22 protein-coding genes and 1 tRNA gene are annotated in these 22,468 nt (G+C 66.7%); 10 read left to right on the top strand and 13 right to left on the bottom strand.

Going from position 1 to position 22,468, the window contains the following annotated elements; translation table 11 throughout:
- Positions 1 to 40: 40 nt before the first annotated feature.
- Both JW805_17980 and JW805_17975 read right to left on the bottom strand, forming a co-directional pair.
- Positions 41 to 1,489, bottom strand: a complete 1,449-nt coding sequence (locus tag JW805_17980) for an ATP-binding protein (GenBank protein MBN2973901.1) — start codon at positions 1,487 to 1,489, stop codon at positions 41 to 43.
- Positions 1,490 to 1,615: 126 nt separating this feature from the next.
- Complete coding sequence (locus tag JW805_17975) at positions 1,616 to 2,629, bottom strand: polyprenyl synthetase family protein (protein MBN2973900.1); 1,014 nt, start codon at positions 2,627 to 2,629, stop codon at positions 1,616 to 1,618.
- A 77-nt stretch (positions 2,630 to 2,706) separates the two neighbouring features.
- On the opposite strand from JW805_17975, the gene JW805_17970 reads away from it, so the two are divergent.
- A complete protein-coding gene (locus tag JW805_17970; GenBank protein ID MBN2973899.1) occupies positions 2,707 to 2,988 on the top strand; it encodes a chorismate mutase in 282 nt (93 codons plus the stop codon).
- A gap of 121 nt (positions 2,989 to 3,109) precedes the next feature.
- Here the strand turns inward: JW805_17970 and JW805_17965 are convergent, their stop codons facing one another.
- The 10 genes from JW805_17965 to JW805_17920 are packed head-to-tail and all read right to left on the bottom strand — an operon-like array spanning position 3,110 to position 11,811.
- On the bottom strand, positions 3,110 to 3,436 hold the full coding sequence (locus JW805_17965; protein MBN2973898.1) for a hypothetical protein: 327 nt from the start codon (positions 3,434 to 3,436) through the stop codon (positions 3,110 to 3,112).
- Positions 3,433 to 4,434 (bottom strand): response regulator, encoded by a 1,002-nt coding sequence (locus JW805_17960; GenBank protein ID MBN2973897.1) that lies wholly within the window; start codon positions 4,432 to 4,434, stop codon positions 3,433 to 3,435. The genes JW805_17965 and JW805_17960 overlap by 4 nt, the downstream gene beginning before the upstream one ends.
- Before the next feature lie 47 nt (positions 4,435 to 4,481).
- Entirely contained in the window at positions 4,482 to 4,922 is a 441-nt protein-coding gene (locus JW805_17955) for a chemotaxis protein CheW (protein ID MBN2973896.1), read from the bottom strand.
- A gap of 29 nt (positions 4,923 to 4,951) precedes the next feature.
- On the bottom strand, positions 4,952 to 5,320 hold the full coding sequence (locus tag JW805_17950) for a response regulator (GenBank protein MBN2973895.1): 369 nt from the start codon (positions 5,318 to 5,320) through the stop codon (positions 4,952 to 4,954).
- 32 nt (positions 5,321 to 5,352) lie between these two features.
- Complete coding sequence (locus JW805_17945) at positions 5,353 to 5,898, bottom strand: chemotaxis protein CheD (protein MBN2973894.1); 546 nt, start codon at positions 5,896 to 5,898, stop codon at positions 5,353 to 5,355.
- Complete coding sequence (locus tag JW805_17940) at positions 5,895 to 6,959, bottom strand: chemotaxis response regulator protein-glutamate methylesterase (protein ID MBN2973893.1); 1,065 nt, start codon at positions 6,957 to 6,959, stop codon at positions 5,895 to 5,897. Before JW805_17940 ends, JW805_17945 begins: the two co-directional genes overlap by 4 nt.
- Complete coding sequence (locus JW805_17935; protein MBN2973892.1) at positions 6,956 to 7,822, bottom strand: chemotaxis protein; 867 nt, start codon at positions 7,820 to 7,822, stop codon at positions 6,956 to 6,958. The genes JW805_17940 and JW805_17935 overlap by 4 nt, the downstream gene beginning before the upstream one ends.
- Positions 7,819 to 10,026 carry a chemotaxis protein CheA gene (locus JW805_17930; protein MBN2973891.1) on the bottom strand — a complete coding sequence of 736 codons (2,208 nt, stop codon included), beginning with the start codon at positions 10,024 to 10,026 and terminating at the stop codon, positions 7,819 to 7,821. The genes JW805_17935 and JW805_17930 overlap by 4 nt, the downstream gene beginning before the upstream one ends.
- Positions 10,027 to 10,046: 20 nt before the next feature.
- The gene (locus JW805_17925) at positions 10,047 to 10,313 is read right to left on the bottom strand and encodes an STAS domain-containing protein (GenBank protein MBN2973890.1); all 267 of its coding nucleotides are present in this window, start codon (positions 10,311 to 10,313) and stop codon (positions 10,047 to 10,049) included.
- A 46-nt stretch (positions 10,314 to 10,359) separates the two neighbouring features.
- Positions 10,360 to 11,811, bottom strand: a complete 1,452-nt coding sequence (locus JW805_17920) for a methyl-accepting chemotaxis protein (GenBank protein ID MBN2973889.1) — start codon at positions 11,809 to 11,811, stop codon at positions 10,360 to 10,362.
- Positions 11,812 to 12,081: 270 nt separating this feature from the next.
- Between JW805_17920 and thiL the strand changes: the two genes are divergently transcribed.
- From thiL to JW805_17875, 9 genes are all read left to right on the top strand, one after another.
- On the top strand, positions 12,082 to 12,954 hold the full coding sequence (thiL, locus tag JW805_17915; protein MBN2973888.1) for a thiamine-phosphate kinase: 873 nt from the start codon (positions 12,082 to 12,084) through the stop codon (positions 12,952 to 12,954).
- 406 nt (positions 12,955 to 13,360) lie between these two features.
- Positions 13,361 to 15,529 carry a sodium-translocating pyrophosphatase gene (locus tag JW805_17910; GenBank protein ID MBN2973887.1) on the top strand — a complete coding sequence of 723 codons (2,169 nt, stop codon included), beginning with the start codon at positions 13,361 to 13,363 and terminating at the stop codon, positions 15,527 to 15,529.
- A 206-nt stretch (positions 15,530 to 15,735) separates the two neighbouring features.
- Entirely contained in the window at positions 15,736 to 16,467 is a 732-nt protein-coding gene (locus JW805_17905) for an outer membrane beta-barrel protein (protein ID MBN2973886.1), read from the top strand.
- 381 nt (positions 16,468 to 16,848) lie between these two features.
- Positions 16,849 to 18,786 carry a S9 family peptidase gene (locus JW805_17900; protein ID MBN2973885.1) on the top strand — a complete coding sequence of 646 codons (1,938 nt, stop codon included), beginning with the start codon at positions 16,849 to 16,851 and terminating at the stop codon, positions 18,784 to 18,786.
- Between the two features lie 82 nt (positions 18,787 to 18,868).
- Entirely contained in the window at positions 18,869 to 19,114 is a 246-nt protein-coding gene (infA, locus tag JW805_17895) for a translation initiation factor IF-1 (protein ID MBN2973884.1), read from the top strand.
- Between the two features lie 14 nt (positions 19,115 to 19,128).
- Positions 19,129 to 19,707 (top strand): septum formation protein Maf, encoded by a 579-nt coding sequence (gene maf, locus JW805_17890; GenBank protein MBN2973883.1) that lies wholly within the window; start codon positions 19,129 to 19,131, stop codon positions 19,705 to 19,707.
- A gap of 155 nt (positions 19,708 to 19,862) precedes the next feature.
- Positions 19,863 to 20,834 (top strand): hypothetical protein, encoded by a 972-nt coding sequence (locus JW805_17885; GenBank protein MBN2973882.1) that lies wholly within the window; start codon positions 19,863 to 19,865, stop codon positions 20,832 to 20,834.
- Positions 20,812 to 20,994: a DNA gyrase inhibitor YacG gene (yacG, locus tag JW805_17880; GenBank protein ID MBN2973881.1), complete on the top strand. Its 183-nt coding sequence runs from the start codon at positions 20,812 to 20,814 to the stop codon at positions 20,992 to 20,994. The genes JW805_17885 and yacG overlap by 23 nt, the downstream gene beginning before the upstream one ends.
- A 35-nt stretch (positions 20,995 to 21,029) precedes the next feature.
- A tRNA-Phe gene (locus JW805_17875) sits at positions 21,030 to 21,105 on the top strand.
- Between the two features lie 20 nt (positions 21,106 to 21,125).
- On the opposite strand, the gene JW805_17870 is transcribed toward JW805_17875, so the two are convergent.
- Entirely contained in the window at positions 21,126 to 22,376 is a 1,251-nt protein-coding gene (locus JW805_17870; protein ID MBN2973880.1) for an MFS transporter, read from the bottom strand.
- Positions 22,377 to 22,468: the final 92 nt, after the last annotated feature.

The following is a 22,468-nucleotide window of genomic DNA, read 5'->3' as shown; positions in this document are numbered from 1 at the left end:
GGTTCGGCGAACCTGGACCCCGGCCTTCGCCAGGGAACCGTCAGCCCTCCGCCGAAGCCGTACTCCAACCCAGTCGGGGAATCGTTATCGACCGCCGCCCGGACAGATCGGTCCGCGTTACGATGATGTCGCGGCTTTCCATGTAGCCGAGCATCCGCCGCGCGCGACCCAGCGAGCTGGTGCCATATGTCTGCGCGATCGCGGCGTCGTCGGGGGTCGGCAGCCCTTCACGCGCCGAGCGGGCGATCAGCAGGAAGGCGCCGAGCATGTCGTCGGGCAGGCCTTGCGCCGCGGCCAGTGCCTCGGCCCACTCACCCTCAAGCGGCTCGAAGATACCGGCGCGCGCCGCCGAGAGCCGGCGTGCGAAGCCGTTGACGTCGAGCGGGGGCTTTCGGACGCCCATCATCCGGCAGCGGACGCCGAAATCCTGGTAGAGCACCGCCGCCGGCTTCGTCGCAGCTTCGGGATCGGCGACGATCGCGCGCAGAGCGTTCTCGACCACCACGTCGGGGTCGGGCGCGTCGGGTTCAGGGAAGTCGAAGCCGTTGGGATTCGGTTGCGGACCCAGGTCACGCAGAACGTCATTGACCGGCGGCGGCGGTGGCGGCGCCGGGGGGGGCGAAGGCGGCGGCAGGTCGAGATCAGCAAACAGCAGCTCGCGGGCATCCTCGGCCGGCGCAGTCGGCAAAGGCGTCAGCTTGGGGCTCGACGAACGGGCAGAGGTCGCGACGCTGCCGATCTTCACCGTGACCGGCCGTCGCGCGATGGCGGGACCAAGGCCGAGGAACGTCCCGCGCTGGAGGTCCCGGATCGATTCCGCCTGCCGCCGCTCCATGCCCAGCAGGTCAGCCGCGCGCGCCATGTCGATGTCGAGGAAGGTGCGTCCCATCAGGAAGTTCGACGCTTCCGCCGCCACGTTCTTGCTGAGCTTGGCCAGCCGCTGGGTCGCGATGACGCCAGCAAGGCCACGCTTGCGCCCGCGCGACATCAGGTTGGCCATTGCGCCGAGACAGGTGCGGCGGACTTCCTCGGAGACTTCGACACCGCCCGACGGCGCAAAGATCTGCGCTTCGTCGACGACGACCAGCGCCGGATACCAATGGTCGCGCGGAGCATCGAACAGGCCGTTCAGGAAGGCGGTGGCAGAGCGCATCTGCCCCTCCATCTCCAGCCCCTCCAGGCTCAGCACCACCGACGTACGGTGTTCCCGCGCGCGGCCGGCGAAGCGGATCAGTTCGGGGATGGCGTAATCGACCGCCTCGATCGCGACATGGCCGTAGGCGTCAGCGAGCGTGACGAAATCACCTTCGGGATCGATGATGACCTGCTGCACCTGGTTCGCGCTGCCCTCCAGCAGGCGGCGCAGCAGGTGCGACTTGCCAGACCCCGAATTGCCCTGGACGAGCAGGCGGGTGGCAAGCAGTTCCTCCAGATCAATGGCGATCGGGCGCCCGCTGGTGTCGGTGCCCATGTCGACGGCGAAGGTCATAGAAAACTCCCCTCCCCTTCAGGGGAGGGGCCGGGGGTTGGGCGGTGTCTTACAGAGTGCGTGGCCCGTGGCCCCCACCCCAACCCCTCCCCTGAAGGGGAGGGGCTAAGATCGGTCATGCCCATATCAATACGCGCGGGCGACCGCGAACTCGACCGCCTCGATCATCGCATCCTTGGCCGCACCGCCGTCGAACCGGCCGAGCGCATCGATCGCACGCTGGCCATAGTGGCGCGCACGGGCGAGCGTGTCGTCGACGGCGCGGGTCGCCTGGACGCGACTGATCGCCTCGGCGAAATCGGCATCCGACGACCGGCGGCCGAGCACCGCATCCTGCCAGAAGCTCCGCCCCTCGGCATCGGCGCGTGCATAGGCGAGGATGATCGGCAGCGTCATCTTACCTTCGCGGAAGTCGTCGCCGGCGTCCTTGCCCATCGTGCCCGCGTCTGACGTGTAGTCGATCGCGTCGTCGACCAGCTGGAACGCGATGCCCAGGTTGCGGCCGTACGCATCCAGCGCGGCCTCGTCGCTCTCTGGCCGTTCGGCGACCACCGCAGCGATACGACAGGCGGCGGCGAACAGCGCGGCGGTCTTGGCGCCGATGATGTCGAGATAGCGTTCTTCGCTGAGGTCGATCTTGCGCACCGCGGTCAGCTGGTTGACCTCGCCTTCCGCGATCACGGCGCTCGCGTTCGACAGGATCTTGAGCACCTTCAAGCTGCCGTCCTCGACCATCAGCTCGAATGAGCGCGAGAACAGGAAGTCGCCGACCAGCACGCTCGCCGGATTGCCCCAGATGATGTTGGCGGTGCGGCGACCGCGGCGCAGATCGGACGAATCGACCACGTCGTCGTGGAGCAATGTCGCGGTGTGAATGAACTCGACCGCGGCGGCCAGCCGGTGGTGGCGGGTGCCGGGATAGCCGAGCAGCTTCGCGCTCGCCAGCGTCAGCATGGGCCGCATCCGCTTGCCCCCGCCCGCGATCAGGTGACCGGCAAGCTCGGGGATCAGCGGAATGTCCGACTGCATCCGGTCGAGGATCGCCTTGTTCACGAGGTTCATGTCGTGCGCGACCAGCGCCAGCATCGGGTCGAGCGAGGGCGGACGCTTATCGCCCAGGCGGTGGATGGTGGCGGTCATTCTAGGGGAGCAAATGGCGGGCGGGGCCGAGAAACGCAACCCTTGCGACGCGCGCGCGACCGCTCCAAAGAGCCGGAATGACCGACCCCACGCTGGAGCGCTATCGCCAGAGCATCGACAATATCGATGCGGCCCTCGTCTTCATGCTGGCCGAGCGGTTCAAGGTGACCCAGGCGGTCGGCCGCTACAAGGCGGAGGTCGAGCTGCCCCCCGCCGACCCGGGGCGGGAAGAGGCGCAGATCGCACGGTTGCGCGGCCTTGCCGAACAAGCCCAGCTGGACCCCGAATTTTCGGAAAAATTCCTGCGGTTCATCATCGATGAAGTGATCCGTCATCACGAACGCGCGCAGCGGGCGTAGACGAGCCCCACCCTTGCCAGCGCGTCAGTCGTAGCGCCGTGCCCAGGCGAGCGTTGCCCAGCCGGCCCATGCCGACGACGACGTTTCGCCTGACGGTCGAGGATCGACCGCAGCCGGGTGTTCAGACGGCGATGTCGTAGCTTGTGGTTGCGGGATAGGGCCCTTCGACCAGGCTGCGTCGTATCCGTGCGGCCATGCTTTCTAGCGTGATCTCGCCCAGCGCAGCCTGCGGTTCGTCGATCCGCCGCAACACGCCCGCGATGGCGAGCTGGGCCTGGGTCAGCTGGTCGATCTTCTGCAGGCTGGTCATGTGCCGGCGCAGCGTCGCTTCGTCGGCACCCAGATCATAGGCGAGGTCGGCGAGAACCTTGGAGGCGAGCACCAGTTCCTCGGCCAGCACTTCGGGCAGCGACAAGCCGCTATCGTTGGAGGCCGCAACCGCCGTCATTTCGAGCACATCTTCAGGATCGACGCCGGCAGCGCACCCGGCGGCACCGGCTGCGACGTGATGTTGCGCGACAGGATATAGGCACCGGGGGTCTCACCCGGCGTGAAGGCGTAGCTGCCGGCGCCGTTCAACGCCTTCAGTCCGCCGCCGCCGTCCTCGTTGCCGTCCATCAGCAGCACGCCGACCGCATTGCTGCCCGCTGCCTTGGCCGCAGCGGCGAACAGCAGCGAGATCGACGGCCGCTCGCCCGCCACGGGCTCACGCGCCAGGAAGCGGATGTGACCGTCGGGCCAGGCGTCGATCACCATGTGATGCTCGCCCGCGGGCGCGAAATAGATGTGGCCCTGTTCGATCTTCATGCCGTCGGCCGCGACGACGACCTTAGGTGCGACCTGCTCGTCGAGCTTTGCGACCATCCCGTCGAGCATGCCTTCGCCCAGATGCTGGACGACGAGGGTCGGCGGGCAGTTTTGGGGGAACGCCCCGAAAATCTCGAAGAATTTGGTCGTGCTCGACGCATCGCCCCCCAAGATGACCAGACGCCCGTTCCAGTTGATCGGCGGCGCGGCCTTCACGGTTGGGGTCTTGCCTTTCAATTCGACGTTCTTGGCCGCCTTGATCCGCTTGCCGAGCTTGACGATGATCGATTCGAGTTCTTTCGGCGCAGCCACTTTGGGCTTGGGGAAACAGTCGATCGCGCCAAGCCGCAGCGCTTCGATCGAATCCGCCGCGCCATCGGTGGTGCGGGTCGAAAACATGATGACCGGCATCGGTTTCGTTTCCATGATCTCGGCCAAATATTCGAGCCCGCTCATACCCGGCATTTCGACGTCGAGCGTCATCACGTCTGGGCGGAATTCGGCGACCATCTCGCGCGCTTCCGCCGCGCCATCGGCGAGACCGACGACAGTGACGTTTGGGATTTTCTCCAGCGCGCCGGAGATGAGCGCTCGCATGGTGAGTGAGTCGTCGACGACGAGAACCTTGGTGGCGGCCATCGGGATATGCTTTCGGTCTTAAGGGGAAGGGGGGAGCGAGGGGAGGGTCAGGCGGCTTCGGCCAGGCTCGGCTGGTCGATCAGCCGGTCGAGCGCGAGGACCAGGATCATGCGGTCGTCGATCGTCGCGACCCCATCCAGGAAGCGCGCCGATTCGGCGTCACCCGTGTCGGGCAACGGCTGCATCTGTTCGGCCGGGACCGACACGATGTCGTTCACTGCATCGACGATGATGCCCTGCAGCTGCTCACCGATGCGCACGACGACGATGACGTGGCGCGACGTCGGCTCGGTCGTTCCCCAGCCCAGGCGCGCGCGCAGGTCGAGCACCGGCAGGACGACGCCGCGCAGGTTGACCACGCCGCGGACATAGGACGGGACGTTGGGCAGCGGCGTCGCCGGCGACCAGGCGCGGATCTCGCGGATCGCCATGATGTCGACGCCGAGCGCCTGATCGCCGAGTTCGAAGGTGATGAGTTGGCGGGTCATGGGTGAGCCTCCTTCAGATACGCGGGAAATCAGTGCAGCACGCGGCGGATCGCCGCGGCGAGCTTTTCGGGATGGAACGGCTTGACGATCCAGCCGGTGGCCCCGGCGTCGCGGGCACGCTGCTTCTTCTCGTCCGAGCTTTCGGTCGTGAGCACCAGGATCGGCAGGCTGCGCCTGCCCTGCCCGCGCACGTGCGAGATCAGGCCGAAGCCGTCCATCCGGGGCATGTTGATGTCGGTGATCAGCAGATCGGGCTCGACGCCCGCCTGGCCCAAAGTCTCGAGCGCATGGACGCCGTCCTCGGCCTCGATCACGCTATAGCCCATGTCGGTCAGAGCGACCCGCAGCAGCATGCGCATGCTGGGCGAATCGTCGACGGTCATGATCGTCTTGGTCACAGTGTTGCGTCCTTCGCGGTCAAATCGTGTCATCAGAAGAATTCGACGTCGCCGGTCGACGCCGGCTGGAGCACCGGGCGCGGTGCGCTCTGCGTCCGGACGGCATCGGTCACGGTCCGGCAGCGGGCGAGCCCCACCGCCGGCCGGAACTCGACCCGGCGCGCGCTGGTGCCGCCGACGTCCTCACCGACCAGCGCGATGCGTTCGTCGCGCAGGAACCGGCGGGCGAAATCGATGTTGGCGCCGCCGATGTCGCGAAACCCGCGGCGCATCGTCGCTCCGCCGAAGATGCGCGCCTTCAGCCGGTGGCGCGCCGCGCCATGCGACAGCATCGCGTTGATCAGCACTTCCATCGCATAGACGCCGTAGCGCTGCATCGAGGCGGGGTCGGATGCGGTGCCGTCCGCCAGCAGATAATGGTTGATGCCACCGACGCGCGCTACAGGATCGTAGAAGCACGCCGCGACGCAGCTGCCGAGCACCGTCGTCAGCACGATGTCGGCTTCGTTCGATACCCGCATCTCGCCCTGCGCGACGGTCATGCGGCGAAAGCCGTCACGGGGTGCCAGCGCAGTCATGCCGAACAGGCCGTCAGGATGCGCGGCGCGATACGGCGCAGCGGGAGCTGTTCGGCGACCGCGCCGATCTCGAAGGCGACGGCCGGCATGCCGTAGACGACGCTGGTGGCCTTGTCCTGGCCGATGGTCATCGCGCCGGTGGTGCGCATCGCCTTCAACCCCTCGGCTCCGTCGCCGCCCATGCCGGTCAGAATCACGCCCACCGCGTCGCGCCCGGCGACCCTGGCGACCGAGTGAAACAGCTTGTCCACCGAGGGGCGATGTCCGTTGACCTTGTCACCTTCGACCAGGCGGCAATGACGCCGCGCGCCCTCGCCGGCGATTTCGAGGTGCCGTTCGCCGCCGGGTGCCAGATAGACGCGCCCCACTTCGAGCGGCGCGCCGGGACGCGCTTCCGACACGCTTGGCTTGCACAACCGGTCGAGCCGCGCGGCAAAACTCGGCGTGAAGCTGGCCGGCATATGCTGGGTGATGACGGTCGGCGGGCAGTTGGCGGGAAATTCGGTGAGCAGTGCGATCAGCGTCTCGACCCCGCCGGTCGATGCGCCGATCGCGATCACGCTGTTGGCGCGCGGCGTGAAGACCTTGCCCGCGACCGGGGCGACCGGTGCCGACGCTGCAGCGGCGGTCGGTGCGGGCGCCATATCGCGCGAGCGGGCGACCTGCGCCCGGGCGGCGGCGCGGACCAGATCAGTCAGGTTGGGCTCGCCGTACCCACCGACGGGCCCGAGTTGCAGGCGCGCCTTGTCGTAGCAATCGAACGCGCCCAGCTCGAGCGCGGCGAGGCTTACCTCCGCCCCCGCCGAGGTCAGCGTCGACAGCATCACCACCGGCGTCGGGCGCAGGCGCATCAGCCGCTCGAGGAAGTCCAGGCCGTTCATCCCCGGCATCTCGACGTCGAGCGTGACGACGTCGGGATTGAGCGCCTTGATCTGGGCACGCGCCTCGTTCGCGTCGTGCGCAACCCCTACGACCTCGATCTCGGGATCGGCGGCCAGCTTGCGGCCGATCAAGGCGTGCATCGTCGGGGAATCGTCGACGATCAGCGTGCGCACGGTCATGCCGACACCTTCAGATACGCAGTGCGCCCGACGCACTGGAAACGCTGTTCGACCCCGCCGAGCAGCCGTTCGGAATGACCGATGTAGAGCATCCCGCCGACCTCGAGCTGATCGGCGAGCCGCGCCTGGAGGCGGGCTTTCGTCGGTTCGTCGAAATAGATCATGACGTTGCGACAGAAGATCGCATCGAACTTGCCCCGCATCGGCCAGTCGCCGAGCAGGTTGAGCGCGCGGAAGCTGATCGCGTCGCGCAGCAGCGGGTCGATCGCCTGGGTATCGCCGCTTCCCGACACCCATGTGCTGCGCAATGCGTCGGGAATCGTGCGCAGCGTGGCCGCAGCATAATGGCCAATCCGCGCGGTCGCGATGACACTGGGCGACACGTCGGTGGCGAGCAGGCGGATGTCGCGCTTCAGCATGCGCTGGGCGGCGGCGCGGTCGGTGCCGAACGTCGCCATCAGCCAGCTATAGGGCTCCTCGCCGCTCGAACAGGCCGCCGACCACAGCCGCACGCGACCGCCGCGGGTCAGGCGATCCGACAGATCGGGCCATAGCCGTTCGACGAAATCGTCGAAGTGATGGTTCTCGCGAAAGAAGCTGGTGTGGTTGGTCGTCAGCGCGTCGATCATCCGCGCCTTTTCGGCAGCATCGCGCCCGACGAGCGCGATATAGTCGCCGACGCTCTTCAGCCCGCACGCCCGCACGCGGGGGGCCAGTCGGCCATAGACCAGCTGCGCCTTGCCGTCGGGCAGCAGGATGCCGACCTCGCCATAGACGATCTCGGCGACCGCCCGGTGATCCGCCGGCTGATAGGCGAATTCACGCTGCCGGTCGCCGGCGATAAGGGCTGCCGCGGCGCTCATGCCGCCTTCGCCATCGGTGCGCGCGCGCTCGAGCGGCTGCGGGCGGTCAGGGCATCGACATCGATGATCAGGGCGACACGGCCGTCACCCAGGATGGTCGCGCCGGCGATGCCGTCGATCGCCTGAAAGTTCGATTCCAGGCTCTTGACGACGACCTGGCGCTGGTCCTGGATCGAATCGACCATCAGCGCCGCCTGGCCCTGATCGCCGTCGACGACGATCAGCACCGATCCGATCGGGTCGCGGTTGGCATCGGGAATGCCGAGGTGATCGCAGACCGGCAGCACCGGGACATAGGCACCGCGCACGTCGAGCACCGATCCGCTGGGGCCGAGCGCGTTCAGCATGTCGGGCGTCGGCCGCACGCTTTCGACGATGTGGTTGAGCGGGATGACATAGGTCTGGTTGCCGACCGTCACGATCATGCCATCGACCACCGCAAGCGTCAGCGGCAGGCTGAGCGAGAAGCTCGACCCTGCGCCCTTCTGCGACTGGATGCCGATGCGACCGCCCAGCGCCTGGATGTTCTTGCGCACCACGTCCATGCCGACGCCGCGGCCGGACACGTTGGTGATGGTCGCCGCAGTCGAGAAGCCCGGCGCGAAGATCAGATTGTCGATGTCCTCGTCGCTGAGCGTCGCGTCGGCATGGACGATACCGCGCTCGATCGCCTTGGCGCGGACGCGCTCGCGATCGATGCCCTTGCCGTCGTCGGCGACGGTGATGACGATGCGGCCCGACTGGTGCGCGGCCGACAGGCGGACGACGCCCTCGGCCGGCTTGCCCGCCGCGACACGCTCGTCGGGGGATTCCAGGCCGTGATCGACGGCGTTGCGGATCAGATGGGTCAGCGGTTCGCCGATGCGCTCGACCACGGTCTTGTCGACTTCGGTCATCTCGCCTTCGACGTCCAGGCGGACGCGCTTGCCGGTCTCGCTTTCGAGCTCGCGGATGATGCGGGGTACGCGGCTGAACACGGTCTTCATCGGCTGCGCGCGGATCGCCATGGTCGATTCCTGCAGCTCGCGCGTCAGATGCTCGAGGTCGGTCATCTCGGACGTGCCGCTCATGTCGAGCTCCGACAGTCGCTGGGCGAGCATCGCCTGCGTGATGACGAGTTCGCCGACGAGGTTGACCAGGCGGTCGAGCTTATCGAGATCGACGCGGATCGTCTGCGCAACCGCCGCGGCCGGCGTCGGCCGCGCAGCGGCGGCCGGCACCGGGGCGGTAGCGGGCTTGATGGGTTCCTCCGCCGCCGGGGCTACGTCGGGTGCGGGGGCGGGGGCTGGGGCCGGGGCCTGGGCCGGCGCCGAAACCGGTGCAGCAACGACGACGGGAGCGGTCGGCGCGGCGGGGGCCGACGGCGCCGCAGGCGCATCGGCACGCCCGAGCGTGATCGAGCACGCATCGGTGAACTCGAATGCCGCGCGAATGTCGTCCTCGGCGACATGGCCGGGCAGCGCGACCGTCCACGCCAGATAGGCACAGTCCGGATCCATCGCGTCGAGCGACGGCACGGCCGACGTGTCGCAGTGGGTCACGACACCGCCCAGATAGGCGAGCTCGCGCAGCAGAAGCAGCGGTTCGGCGCCATTGTCGAAGGCATTGGCGGTCGGACGATAGGTCAGCTGCCAGCCCGCCGTCGCACAGGAATCTTCCGACACGTCGGCCGCCTGGGCGACGTCGCCGAGCATCGCCATCAGGTCATCGAAGTCATCGCCTGCCGCGGCCGTCGGGGCGGCGGGGGCAACCACGTCGTCGAGCATGTCGAAGACCCCGTCGTCGGCCGAGGGCTCGGGTGTCGCTGCACCCGTCTCGCCCGCGCCGTGGCCGTCGGCCGCTGCCTCCAGCCGCGCGAGCATCTGGGCGTCGGCCGGCGTATCGCTGCCGTCCCGCGCCGCCGCGACATGATCGGACAGCAGGTCGAACGCGATCATCACCAGGTCGAGCAGATCGGGCGTCAGCTCCAGCGTGCCGTCGCGGATGCGATCGAGCAACGTCTCGTAGTGGTGGGTATAGGCTTGCAGCCGTTCGTAGCCGAACGCACCCGCACCGCCCTTGATCGAATGGACGCAGCGGAACACCGCGTTGATCGTCTCGCCATCGCGGTCGCCGTCGCGCAGCGCCGCGAAATTGGCTTCCATTCCGGCCAGGCCTTCTTCGCACTCCTGGAAGAAGATCTGCTGGATTGCATCGAGATCCATGGATTGAACTCCGGAAGGGCTCAAGCGGCAGCGACGAGCGGATGGAGCCCGGCGAGGGTTGCCATCTCCGTCAGCGCGGCACTCGGTTCCTGGATGCCGAAGGCGAGTCCGGCTCCGTCCGCCGCTGCCTTGGCAGCAACGAGCACCTGGAGGCAGGCCTGTCCGGTCCGCTCCACCGCGCTGCCGTTGATCACGACCGGCCGGCCGCCGTCGACCGCTTTGCGCAGCTCAGCCCGCAGCGGGCCCGCCGCGGCGGTGTCGAGGATGGAAGCAAGCGCGATGGTCATGACGAAAGGGCTCCTGAGCGGGGTCGGGATGGGCGAACGGTGCCGGTCAGAATTCCGACCAGTCGTCCTCTGCGACCGCCGCCGTGGCGACCGCCGCCGATCCGCCACCGCCGCCGACCGCGACCCACTTGCGCGGCGCCCGCGCGATGTCGCGCCCGGCCTGGGCGGCGCGTGCCTGGAGCGTGTGGACGATGTTCTGGCTGGCGGCGGCGATGCGCTGCGTTTCGTCCAGTCGGAAGCGCGCGACCTGCCGTGCCAGCTGGTCGGCCTCCTCGGCCAGGCTGCGCGCGGCCGCCGTGGCCTGCTCGACCATCGCCGCATTCTGCTGAGTCACACCATCCATCTCCGACACGGCGGTGTTGACCTGCTGCAGGCCGTTCGCCTGCTGCGCAGCCGACGAGGCGATCGACCCGACCAGCGAACTGATGTCGCCGATGCGGTTGATGATGCGCTGCAACGCCTTGCCGGTTTCGCTGACGAGTTCGACGCCGACTTCGACCTGTTCGGACGACGCCATGATCTTGGCCTTCACGTCCTTCGCCGCATCGGCCGACCGCTGCGCGAGCGCACGCACTTCGGACGCGACGACGGCGAAGCCCTTGCCCGCATCGCCGGCGCGCGCAGCTTCGACCCCGGCGTTGAGCGCCAGCAGGTTGGTCTGGAACGCGATGCCGTCGATGACGGTGATGATCTCGCTGATCTCGGCCGAGGCGCGCTCGATGCCGTTCATCGCATCGACCGCACGACGGACGACGTCACCGGACTGCTCGGCCTCTTCCCGTGCTTCGGCGACCACCGAATTGGCGCGACTGGCGCCCGCGGCGGTCTCGCGCACGGTGCCGGTGATCTCGTCCATCGCGGCGGCGGTTTCCTCCAGGCTCGCGGCCTGCTGCTCGGTGCGCTGCGACAGATCGTCCGACGCCTGGCGGATATCGCTGGCGCCGTTGTTGATCCCCGCCGTCGCTTCGCTGACTGCGGTCATAACTTCGCTGACCGCATCCATCGCGCGGTTGAAATCCACCCGCAAGCGTTCGTAATCGGCCGGGAAGCTGTCGTTGATCCGATGAGTCAGATCGCTGTTCGCCAGCTTCGACAGGCCGTCCCCCAACGCGCCCACGACCTGCTCCTGCGCAGCCGTGGCGGTCTTCACGATCTCGCCATTCTTGCGGAACACCTCCATCGCGCGGGCCATGCGCCCGACGCAGTCGCGATGGTCCATGAAATCGATCGGACTGGTCAGGTCACCGGCGGCAATGCCCTCCATGCGTACGACGGTGCTGACGTACGGATCGCAGACCGCCTTCTTCGACCACAGGGCGACTGCGATGATGCCCGCCAGCGCCCCGCCGGCGACCGCGGTCAACGTCGTGGGGGCCGCCGCTCCGGTAGTTGCCAGCCATGTCGTCGCGACGGGAATTGCGCCGAGCGTGGTATAGGCGCCGGTCAGAATGTCGAACTTGCGGCGGACCGGAGCATTTGCGTAAAACCAGTGAAACACGTTTCCGTCTCCTAATCCCGACGATCAGCGCGGGCGGGCTTGGCCCCCGAAAATCGGGCGTTAACCGTGGAACTAGGACGGAGTGGCTAAATTTGGATTAATGATTGAGGGCGCGGTCTGACAGTCGCTTTTTGGTGACGTGACGTTAACTTATCGCGAGATCACGCCTCACGGCTAAGCGCCCAAATAATTTTATTGTGTTTCTTGATGTTGCCTATGGTCGTTGTGAAGGCCGGCAACGCGGGCGACCTGATCTCGCCAGGAACGGTCATGACAGAAATCGAAATTCTCCGACGATTGCGCGCCCTGCCGCTCCATCCCGGAGCGCTCGACCTGCGCGATGATGCCGCGCGAATCGGCGATTTCGTGCTGACGACCGACCTGATGGTGGAAGGCGTGCATTTTTTGCCCGACGATCCGCCTGACGATGTCGCCTGGAAGCTGCTGGCGGTAAATTTGTCGGATCTCGCGGCAAAAGGTGCCGTGCCGGAGGGCGTGTTGCTCGGCATGCCGGTCAGGGATCCGGCCTGGGACGGCGCATTTCTGGACGGACTGGCCTTCGCCCTGCGAACGCTCGGGTGCACGCTGCTCGGTGGAGATACCGTATCGGGCGGCCGGACCTATGCGTTGACGGCGATCGGGCGAGCGAAGGCTGCGCCGATGCGCAGCGGTGCTCAGGCGGACGACGCTCTGTGGGTGACGGGGACGATCGGGGATGCCGGGGCAGGCCTGGCCATCGCGCGGGGGGCCGCAGGGCCGGCGGCGTTGGTCGATCGCTACCGCAGGCCGACGCCCCGGCTGGTGGAGGGGCAGACACTCGCGCGACAGGTGCACGCGATGATGGACGTATCGGACGGCCTGTTGCTTGACGCGACACGCATGGCGAGCGCCAGCGGCTGTGCCGTGACAATCGATCTGGCCTGCATTCCGTTGTCCGACGCCTATCGCCGTTGGAGCGGAGATCGGATGGCTGCCGCCACCGCGGGCGATGATTACGAACTGCTTTTCGCCCTGCCCGTGGGGGTCGAGCCGGCCGTCCCCGCGACACGCATCGGCCACTTTTCATCCGGCGACAGTCTGACCGTGACCGATGCTGGACTGTCGGTTTCGCTGCCTGAAAAGCTGGGCTGGCTGCACGCCTGACCCGTGCGGCTTGCGCCCACCGGATCGCACCTATAGCCTCCCCCTCCTTGATCTCGGACCCGACCGCCAAAGAGCCGGGCCGTTTCCTGACTGTGTGCTCGCGTAGCGTTGCGTTGAGGGTTCAAACTTGATCAGGACGGGGTCGTGACGGAGGCGATTTTGGTGTCGGGCAAGAAGCGAGGACAGGAGCGATGCCAGTGCATCGTGACTGACGAGCGACGCCGCCCGGTGCCAAAATCGACCCGCCGCTTCGCGGTCGTCCGCGGGGAGGCGCTGGTCGGCGTCGCTTACTTGCATGTAGCACCGCTACATGCCGCGCTGCGCTTCTAGCCAGCGTCTTCCCGCGGACGATCACGATCCCCGTCCTGGTCAAGTTTGAACCCCAGGAATTAGGGGAAGATCGCCTATGACAATCGTCTATCTGGCCATCGCGTGCGGCATCATCGCCGTGCTCTACGGCCTCGTCACCAGTTCGCAGGTGCTGAAAAGCCCCGCGGGCGATGCGAAGATGCAGGACATCGCCGCCGCCATCCAGGAAGGCGCCAAGGCCTATCTAGGGCGCCAATATACCACCATCGCCATCGTCGGCGTCGTCGTTGCCGCCATATTGTTCCTGACGCTCGGCACCGTGTCGCTCGCCGGGTTCCTGATCGGCGCGATCCTGTCGGGCGTCGCGGGCTATGTCGGGATGCACATTTCGGTGCGCGCGAATGTGCGGACCGCGGAGGCTGCGCGTGGATCGCTGCAGGGCGGCCTCACCATGGCGTTCCGGTCAGGTGCGATCACCGGCATGCTGGTCGCGGGCCTGGGGCTGCTCTCGATCGCCGGCATCTTCTGGTATCTGGTCGGCCCGGCCGGCGTCGCGCCGAACGATCGTGAAGTGATCGAGGCGCTGACCGCGCTCGCCTTCGGCGCATCGCTCATCTCGATCTTCGCGCGTCTGGGTGGGGGCATCTTCACCAAGGCCGCCGACGTCGGCGCTGACCTGGTCGGCAAGGTCGAGGCGGGCATTCCCGAGGACGACCCCCGCAACCCCGCGGTCATCGCCGACAATGTCGGCGACAACGTCGGCGACTGCGCCGGCATGGCCGCCGACCTGTTCGAAACCTATGTCGTCACGATCGGCCTGACGATGGTGTCGATCGCGCTGCTCGTTAAGGCGTCGTCGGCCGAGCTGCTGACGCTGATGTCGGTCCCGCTGCTCGTCGGCGGCGTATGCATCATCACTTCGATCATCGGCACCTATTTCGTGCGGCTGGGATCGAAGGGATCGATCATGGGCGCGCTGTACAAGGGCTTCTGGGTTACCGTCGGCCTGTCGGTCTTCGCGATCTACGGCGTGTTCCAATATGCATTCGGCGACCTGAACGCGGTCATCGGCGGCGCGGGCTTCCTGGAAGGGGCGACGGACACGCTGACGACCGAAGCGGTGCTGGGCGCTGAGGCCGTCGGCAGCCAAGCCTTCACCGCGCTCGACCTGTTCTACTGCATGATGATCGGGCTTGCCGTCACCGGCCTGCTGGTGTGGATCACCGAATATTACACCGGCACCGCCTATCGCCCGGTCAAGTCGATCGCCAAGGCGTCGGTCACCGGCCACGGCACCAACGTCATCCAGGGGCTGGCGATCAGCCTGGAATCGACCGCGCTGCCCACGCTCGTCATCGTCGTCGCGGTCATCGCGACCTATCAGCTGGCGGGGATCATCGGGGTCGCGTTCGCTGCGACATCGCTGCTGGCGCTGGCCGGCATGGTCGTCGCGCTGGACGCTTACGGTCCGGTCACCGACAATGCCGGCGGCATCGCCGAAATGGCAGGGCTGCCCGACGACGTCCGACACAAAACCGACGCGCTGGACGCGGTGGGCAACACCACCAAGGCGGTGACCAAGGGCTATGCCATCGGCTCCGCGGCGCTTGCCGCGCTGGTGCTGTTCGGCGCCTATACAACCGATTTGAAGGAGTTCTTCCCCGACGTCACGGTCGATTTCTCGCTGAGCAATCCGTACGTCATCGTCGGGCTGCTGCTCGGCGCGCTGTTGCCCTATCTGTTCGGCGCGTTCGGCATGACCGCCGTGGGCCGCGCAGCGGGCAGCGTGGTGCAGGACGTCCGGGATCAGTTCCGCGACAATCCGGGCATCATGGAGGGGACCAGCCGGCCCAACTACGGCCGGACGGTCGACATCGTCACCCGAGCCGCGATCAAGGAAATGATCATCCCCTCGCTGCTGCCGGTCGTCAGCCCGATCGCGGTGTACTTCATCGTCCGCGCGGTAGCGGGACAGGCTCAGGGCTTCGCGGCGCTCGGCGCGATGCTGCTGGGCGTGATCGTCTCTGGGCTGTTCGTCGCCATTTCGATGACCAGCGGCGGCGGCGCGTGGGACAACGCCAAGAAGTATATCGAGGACGGGAACCACGGCGGCAAGGGCAGCGAAGCCCATAAGGCCGCGGTCACCGGCGACACGGTGGGCGATCCGTACAAGGATACGGCGGGGCCTGCAGTGAACCCGATGATCAAGATCACCAATATCGTCGCACTGCTGCTGCTGGCAGCGTTAGCTGGCAGCGCAGGCTGACGCTCCGCGTCAACAAGCGCGACCGGCCGGCGGAGGGGCGGCAGACACCACCCCTCCGTCCGACGGCGCGGCTTCGCCGCGTCGCTTAGCGAGACTCCCCGGCGACTTTTCCGAAAACGGCACACCCGGCACAGCCCCGCCCGGGACTCCGCTTGCCCGGCCCGCCCCCTCCCCATACGCCCGCAGGCAACAAAGGGGACACGTCCATGAAGAAACTCGCCTTCGTCGCACTCGCGTCCGTCGCGCTGCCCGCCGCCGCGCAGCAGACCCACACGACCGTCACCCGCACGACGCGCCCCGGCGTCGTCGTCACGACGCAGACCGGCGGCTATCCAGTCTATGCCGCGCCGGTGCCACAGGACGGGCCCTACCTCCCGTACGAACCGCTGCCGAGCGATGCTGAAGTCTTCGGTGGCCTGCGCCTGGAAGTACAGGCGGGCTATGACCGGCTGAGCGGCGACATCGTCACCAAGGAAGGCGTGACCTATGGCGGTGAAGCGGGCTTCGACGTTCCGGTCGGCCGCGCACTGCTCATCGGCGGATACGTCGGCGCCGAGGGCTCGTCGGGCGAAGCCTGCACCACGCTGATCGGTGCGACCAACTGCTACCGCGCGCCGCTGTCGCTGACCGCCGGTGGCCGCGTTGGCATCGCCGTCGGCCTGGAGACTTTGCTGTACGTGAAGGGCGGCTATAGCCGCGGGCGTATTGCGTACGACTCGACGCGCACCACCAACCCGCCGAGCATTCTCAGCCTGCGCCAGAATTTGAACGGCTATCACATCGGTGGCGGCGTCGAACAGCAGTTCGGCCCGAGCGCATACGGCAAGATCGAATATGTCTACACCAAGCTGCGCGGCTTCGACGTGACGACGCTGCCGGGACCGACCGAGGACTTCGAACGCCATCAGGTCAAGCTGGGCCTGGGCGTCCGCATGTAATCCACTTGACCGCGGCGTCAGTCGCCGCGGTCGGTTTGGTCGTTTGGATTTCTCTATCTTTCCGCAAAGACGTCCATTTTGACCAGGCGACCTCCATACGCGTCGCTGGCGCCGAGAATGCCGTCGTCTTTCGGTGCAGATGACGCGTCGTGTGACTGAATAAATGCACGTGCCACCACAACGAATTCAGTTATTCGCTGGCATATTTGAAGAAGCGCGACGTCTGGCGCTCCCAAAAAAACGCGCTTCCCGGCCCCGCAATCGTCGCCGACATGGCTTGATGTGCAAAACGTCGCCGCGGCGCTGAGCGCTCCAATCTATTGATCTAAAGCAACTCCTCGGATAGCTTGCTCGGTACTTTGAGCTTGCGAGGGGTACACCGTGCGTCGAAAGTCTCTTCTCGCTCTGACCGTAGCCGCATGTGGCCTAGCCGCCGCCACGGTCGCGCAAACGCCGCCCGCCGCGCCCGCGGCCGTTCCCCGGCCGATCGAGCAATTCGCTGAATTGCCTGCGCTGGTCAGCCCTAAACTGTCCCCTGACGGCAAGCGGATCGCCGCGCGGGTCGCGATCAAGGGTCAGCAGTATTTTGCTATCCTGGCTGTCGAGGGACAGGCCCCGCCGCAACTCATCGCAACCGGCAAGGGCGACCTCAACTGGTGGCAATGGGTTAACAACGACTGGCTGGTCGTGGGGGTCGGCGACAAGGTGCCGGTTCCAGACGCCGGCGAATGGTATGTTCGACGCGCGGTCGGCATTGCCGCGGCGGACGGCAAGGTCGTGCCTTTGGTAACGCGCGACGCTGCGCAGAACGCCGACGACGTACTATGGACCGCGCGCGACGGGACGCCGCGCGTGCTGATCGCCTATCAGTCGTCGCTCGAGCCGAGCAACATCAATTTCTGGCCGCAGGTGGCTGAAGTCGATGTGTCGACCGGCAAGACGAAGCGCGTCGTCGGCCCGCGCGAGGGCGTCATGTCCTGGGTCGCGGATGGCCAGGGCGTCGTCCGCATGGGCATCGGTCGGTCGCTCGACGGCCGGCAAATGCGCGTTCTCTACCGTGGTGGAGCGGGCCAGGATTTCGAAACGATTGTCAAGGCGCGCACCCATAAGGACAGCTATGTCATCCCCGCCAGCTTCCTGGCCGAACCGGGCAAGGCGCTGGCGATGGCCGATGATGCCGATGGCTTTGGCGGTCTGTACGAATATGACCTTATCAAGTTGGAGCTCGGCAAGCGGCTCTACGGCAGCAAGAACTTCGACCTCGAAGGCTATGTCCTGAACACCACGCGCGATGGATTAGCCGGCGTCAGCTACCTCGACGACCGGGCGCGGACCGAATGGATCGACCCCGACCTCGTCAAGCTACAGGCCGAAGTTCAGGGCTTCGTGTCGAACGGCCAGGTCGACATCCTGAACTTCAGCCACGACCATGATCGTCCGATCGTCAACATCGGGGCGAGCAATTCGCCTGGCGCTTTCTACCTTTACGATCGCAAGACGCGTGACCTGCGCTTCCTCGCCTATACCAATAGCGCGATCCGAGCCGCACGGCTGAACCCCGTCCGCACGATTCGCTATAAGGCACGCGACGGCCTGGAAATCGCCGCCGTGCTGACGCTGCCGCGCGGCAAGTCGACGAACCTGCCACTCATCGTCCTGCCCCATGGCGGCCCGTTCGCACGTGACAGCGAGGAATGGGACTGGTGGACGCAGTACCTTGCCGAGCGTGGCTATGCCGTCGTTCAGCCCAATTATCGCGGCTCGTCGGGCTATGGCACGCAGTTCACGCTGAAGGGACAGGGCCAGTGGGGTCTCGCGATGCAGGACGACCTGAACGATGCGGTGACGCAGCTGGCGAAAGACGGCGTCGCCGATCCCAAACGCGTGTGCATCATCGGCGCCTCCTATGGCGGCTACGCCGCGATGCGGGCCGCGCAGCGCGACCCGACTGTCTATCGCTGCGCGGTTTCCTACGCCGGTGTGTCCGACCTGCCACGCTTGCGCCGCTATGATGCCCAGTTCCTGAATTCGGGGGCGCGTAGCGACTGGCTCCAGCTGCAAGCCACCGATTTCCGCTCGGTATCGCCCATCTATTCGCCGGAGAAGTCGGCGATCCCGCTATTGCTGGTACATGGCAAGGCCGACACCGTCGTCCCGATCGCCCAATCACGCGAAATGGCGGAACGGCTGCGGTCGGCCGGGCGGGACGTCACCTATATTGAACAGCCGAAGGGCGATCACCATTTCAGTCGCAGCGAAGATCGCTTGGAGTTCCTGCGTGCGATGCAGGCGTTCCTCGACAAGCATAACCCAGCGTAGTTTCGGTCCTCTTCCCTTTTCGCGTCTCTCGGCGTAAGGGCGCGGCCAGCTTTTACGCCTGATTTTTAAAAGAGGTTGCCGTTTGGCCAAGGAAGAACTGCTCGAAATGCGCGGCCAGGTGGTCGAGCTTCTGCCCAACGCGATGTTTCGCGTCCGGCTGGAGAACGATCACGAGATCCTGGGCCATACCGCAGGCAAGATGCGCAAGAACCGCATCCGCGTCCTCGTCGGCGACGAGGTGCTGGTCGAGCTGACTCCCTATGACCTGACCAAGGGGCGCATCACTTACCGCTTCATGCCGGGCCGCGGCGGTCCCGGGCCGCAATAAGCGACGCCTTCGTCATGAGCGCACCGGCGCTCGTCCTCGCCTCGACGTCGCCGCGCCGGCGCGAACTGCTCGCGCGCATCGGCGTCGTGCCGACGCGGATCGCTGCCCCCGATATCGACGAGACGCCGTTGAAGGGAGAGGCGCCGGCCGCCTATGTTGCGCGCCTGGCCGAGGGCAAGGCGCGGGCGGTGGAGCGGGCTGCGGACGAGATCGTGCTTGCCGGCGACACGACCGTCGCGGTGGGCACGCGCATCCTGGAGAAGCCCGTCGACGAGGCTGACCTGCGCCGCATGCTCGGCCTGTTGTCGGGGCGACGGCATCGCTGCATTTCCGGCCTGTGCGTCATCGATCGCGAGGGGCGCGCGCGGGTGCGGTCCGTCGGTACCGTCGTCGCCTTCAAGCGGCTGAGCGACGCCGAAATCGACTGGTATGTCGAGAGCGGTGAAGGCATGGGCAAGGCGGGCGGCTATGCGATCCAGGGCCGCGCCGAGACGTTCGTGCGGTTCCTGTCGGGGTCGCATTCGGCGGTCGTCGGCTTGCCGCTGTTCGAGACGCGGGGGCTGCTCGAGGCGTCCGGCTGGGTGTTTGCGTGAGTCTGTCGGGAGAGTGACGCGCTTTCCTCTCCCCGTTCGTGCTGAGCCTGTCGAATCACCGTTCTGCGATACGCCCCTCCGTCGCTTGCGGCACGAAATACGGTGCGTCGACAAGCGCACCACGAACGGAACATGGCGCGCGCCCGGAGCCGCCGATGCCTGAATGGTTCATCGAACACGGCATTGGCGAAATACGCGCCGCGCTGATCGAGGGCGACACGATCCTCGAAGCCCGCATCTTTCCCGAAGGCGAGCTGATCGCTGGGACCATCCTGCGCGCACGCCTGATCGCCCGAATGCCCGAGCGCGGCCAGGGCATCGTCGCCTGGTCCGGTGGCGAGGCGCTGATCGCTCCCCTCCCCGCCGGCGTGACGCAAGGGGCGGAGACGCTGGTCGAGATCACCCGTCCCGCCATCTCCGAACCCGATAAGTCCAAACGGGCGCGCGCACGCCCGGCACGGTCAGATGCATGCGAAGGCGATGCTGCCGCCGATCTGCCCGCCGGCACGATCCTGCGCCACACCGATACGGATCGACTCGAGGTCGCGGGCTGGTCCGAACTTCTCGAAGAAGCGGCGACCGGCCGGGCGCGCTTCCTCGGCGGTGCGCTCGACATCGCGCTGACGCCGGCGATGACGTTGATCGATATCGACGGCACACTCTCTCCGGCCGCACTTTCCGTCATCGGCACAACCGCGGCGGCGCGGACCATCCGCCGCCTCGACCTGACCGGCTCGATCGGCATCGACCTGCCCGGCACCGACAAGGCCGCGCGGACCGCCGCCGCCGACGCGATCGACGTCATGCTGCCGCAGCCGTTCGAGCGCACCGCGGTCAACGGCTTCGGTTTCGTCCAGATCGTCCGCCCACGGCGGCGCCGGTCGCTGGCGGAACTCTATGCCATGGACGGCCCGCTGGCGCATGCCCGCGCCCTGCTGCGCCGCGCCGAACGCAGCCTCGGCATCGGCGAGCGCGTTCTGACCGCGCACCCGGCCGTCATCGCCGAAATCGGATCCCGCACCACGTGGGTCGAGGAACTCGCCCGCCGCACCGGCACCGCGATCGTCTTGCGGGGCGACGCAGCGCTCGCCATATCCGCCGGCCATGTCCAAGCCCGCCACGCGTAACCTCTGCCCGGTCTGCTCAAAGCCGTCCTCGTCGGAGCACACCCCTTTCTGCTCGCAAGGCTGCCGCGATCGCGATCTGTTGCAATGGCTGGGCGAAGGCTACCGAATTCCGGGCCCACCTGCCGATCCGGGGCTAGACATGCCCGATTCCCGCGACTAAAGGCAGCGCTCCTTCGCGGCCCGGTCCGACGAAATGCCTAGGTAGCTCAGTTGGTAGAGCATGCGACTGAAAATCGCAGTGTCGGCGGTTCGATCCCGTCCCTAGGCACCATTTCCCGACACCGCTGATACTCACGCCCCCGCGCCCCGTGCGCGGTCGATCTGCTCTAGCGACTTGCCCTCGTTGCGCGGCGCCCAGATCAGGCCGATCACACCCGATACGACCAGGAAACCGGTCAAGATCCACGCCAGCACGGTGAAGTCGTAAGCCGCGAGCGTCGGCACCGCGAGGCTCCAGATACCGAGGCCGATGCGGACGATGGCGAAGGTCAGCCCCTGCGCGGTCGAGCGAATCGCGGTCGGGAACAGCTCCGCCGACCACAGCTGGAAGAAGCTCTGCGCGCCGAAGCCGCCGGCTATCCCCATGATGACGATGTGCGCGATGACGATTTCGAGCCGGAAGCCGAAGATGGCGAGCAACGCCATGCCGACGACGTGCAGCGCGGCGGATATGCCGAACAGCAGCCGCTGGTTCACCCGGTCGGACAGCGTCATGAAGATGCCGAGGATCGAGAGCATGCCGATGAGGAAATAGCTCGCCGGCAGCATCGTCGCCGTCCATTCGGGCAGGTTGTTCCGCTCAATCAGATACGGCGTGAAGAAGCCGTTATAGCCAGCCCACAGGTTCCAGAATCCGTACATGGCGGCGAGGAACAAGACCGAACCGAGATAGGGTGCGCGTAGCAGCTGGCGCCAGTCCCGCTGCGGCGCGCCGCCGCCGGACGCCGCCTGCGCCTCCTCCCACCGCTGCGATTCGCGCATCTTGGAGCGGAGGAACGTCAGCGCGAGCGCGAGTACCAGCAGGTGGATGAACAGCCAGCGGACGCCATCGAGGCCGAAGGGCTTCAGGAAATACGCCGCCACCAGCACGGCAACCGGCCCCAGATACCAGAGCAATTGGGCAACGCCCGAATGCGCCCCGCGCTTCTTGTCCGGCGCCTGTTCGGCAATCAGCGACCAGGATGCAGGGATATCGGCACCGACCGCGAGACCGACGAGAACGAAGCCGAGCACGATCATCCACGGGGCGGACGCGAACACCAGCCACGCCATGCCGAAGGCGTAGAACAGCATATCATATTGGTAGATCTTCTTGCGCCCGAACCTGTCGCACAGCATGCCGCCGATCAGCGCGCCGACACCCGCCGAGATCGCATTCGCACTGAACGCCGCGATCAGGCCGATGAAGCTGTCGGACAGGCCGTAGATGTCCTTCCACAGCGCCAGCGCCACCGATCCCGCGACGATCGAGCCCGCATCGATATAGTTGGCGAGCCCGGCCAGGATCGTGTCCCGCCAGCTTTCGGTCTGTTGATCCGACACGTGCGTATCCCCTCCGTCTTTTGAGCGGCAGATCGGCGCTTGGCCTGTGACCCGATCCTGTCCTACACTATGGCTATACATCCCGTTTGATG

The organism is Roseomonas aeriglobus (genome assembly GCA_016937575.1).
Classification (GTDB): domain Bacteria; phylum Pseudomonadota; class Alphaproteobacteria; order Sphingomonadales; family Sphingomonadaceae; genus Sphingomonas; species Sphingomonas aerigloba.
This window is presented reverse-complemented; position numbering and strand designations above follow the sequence as displayed.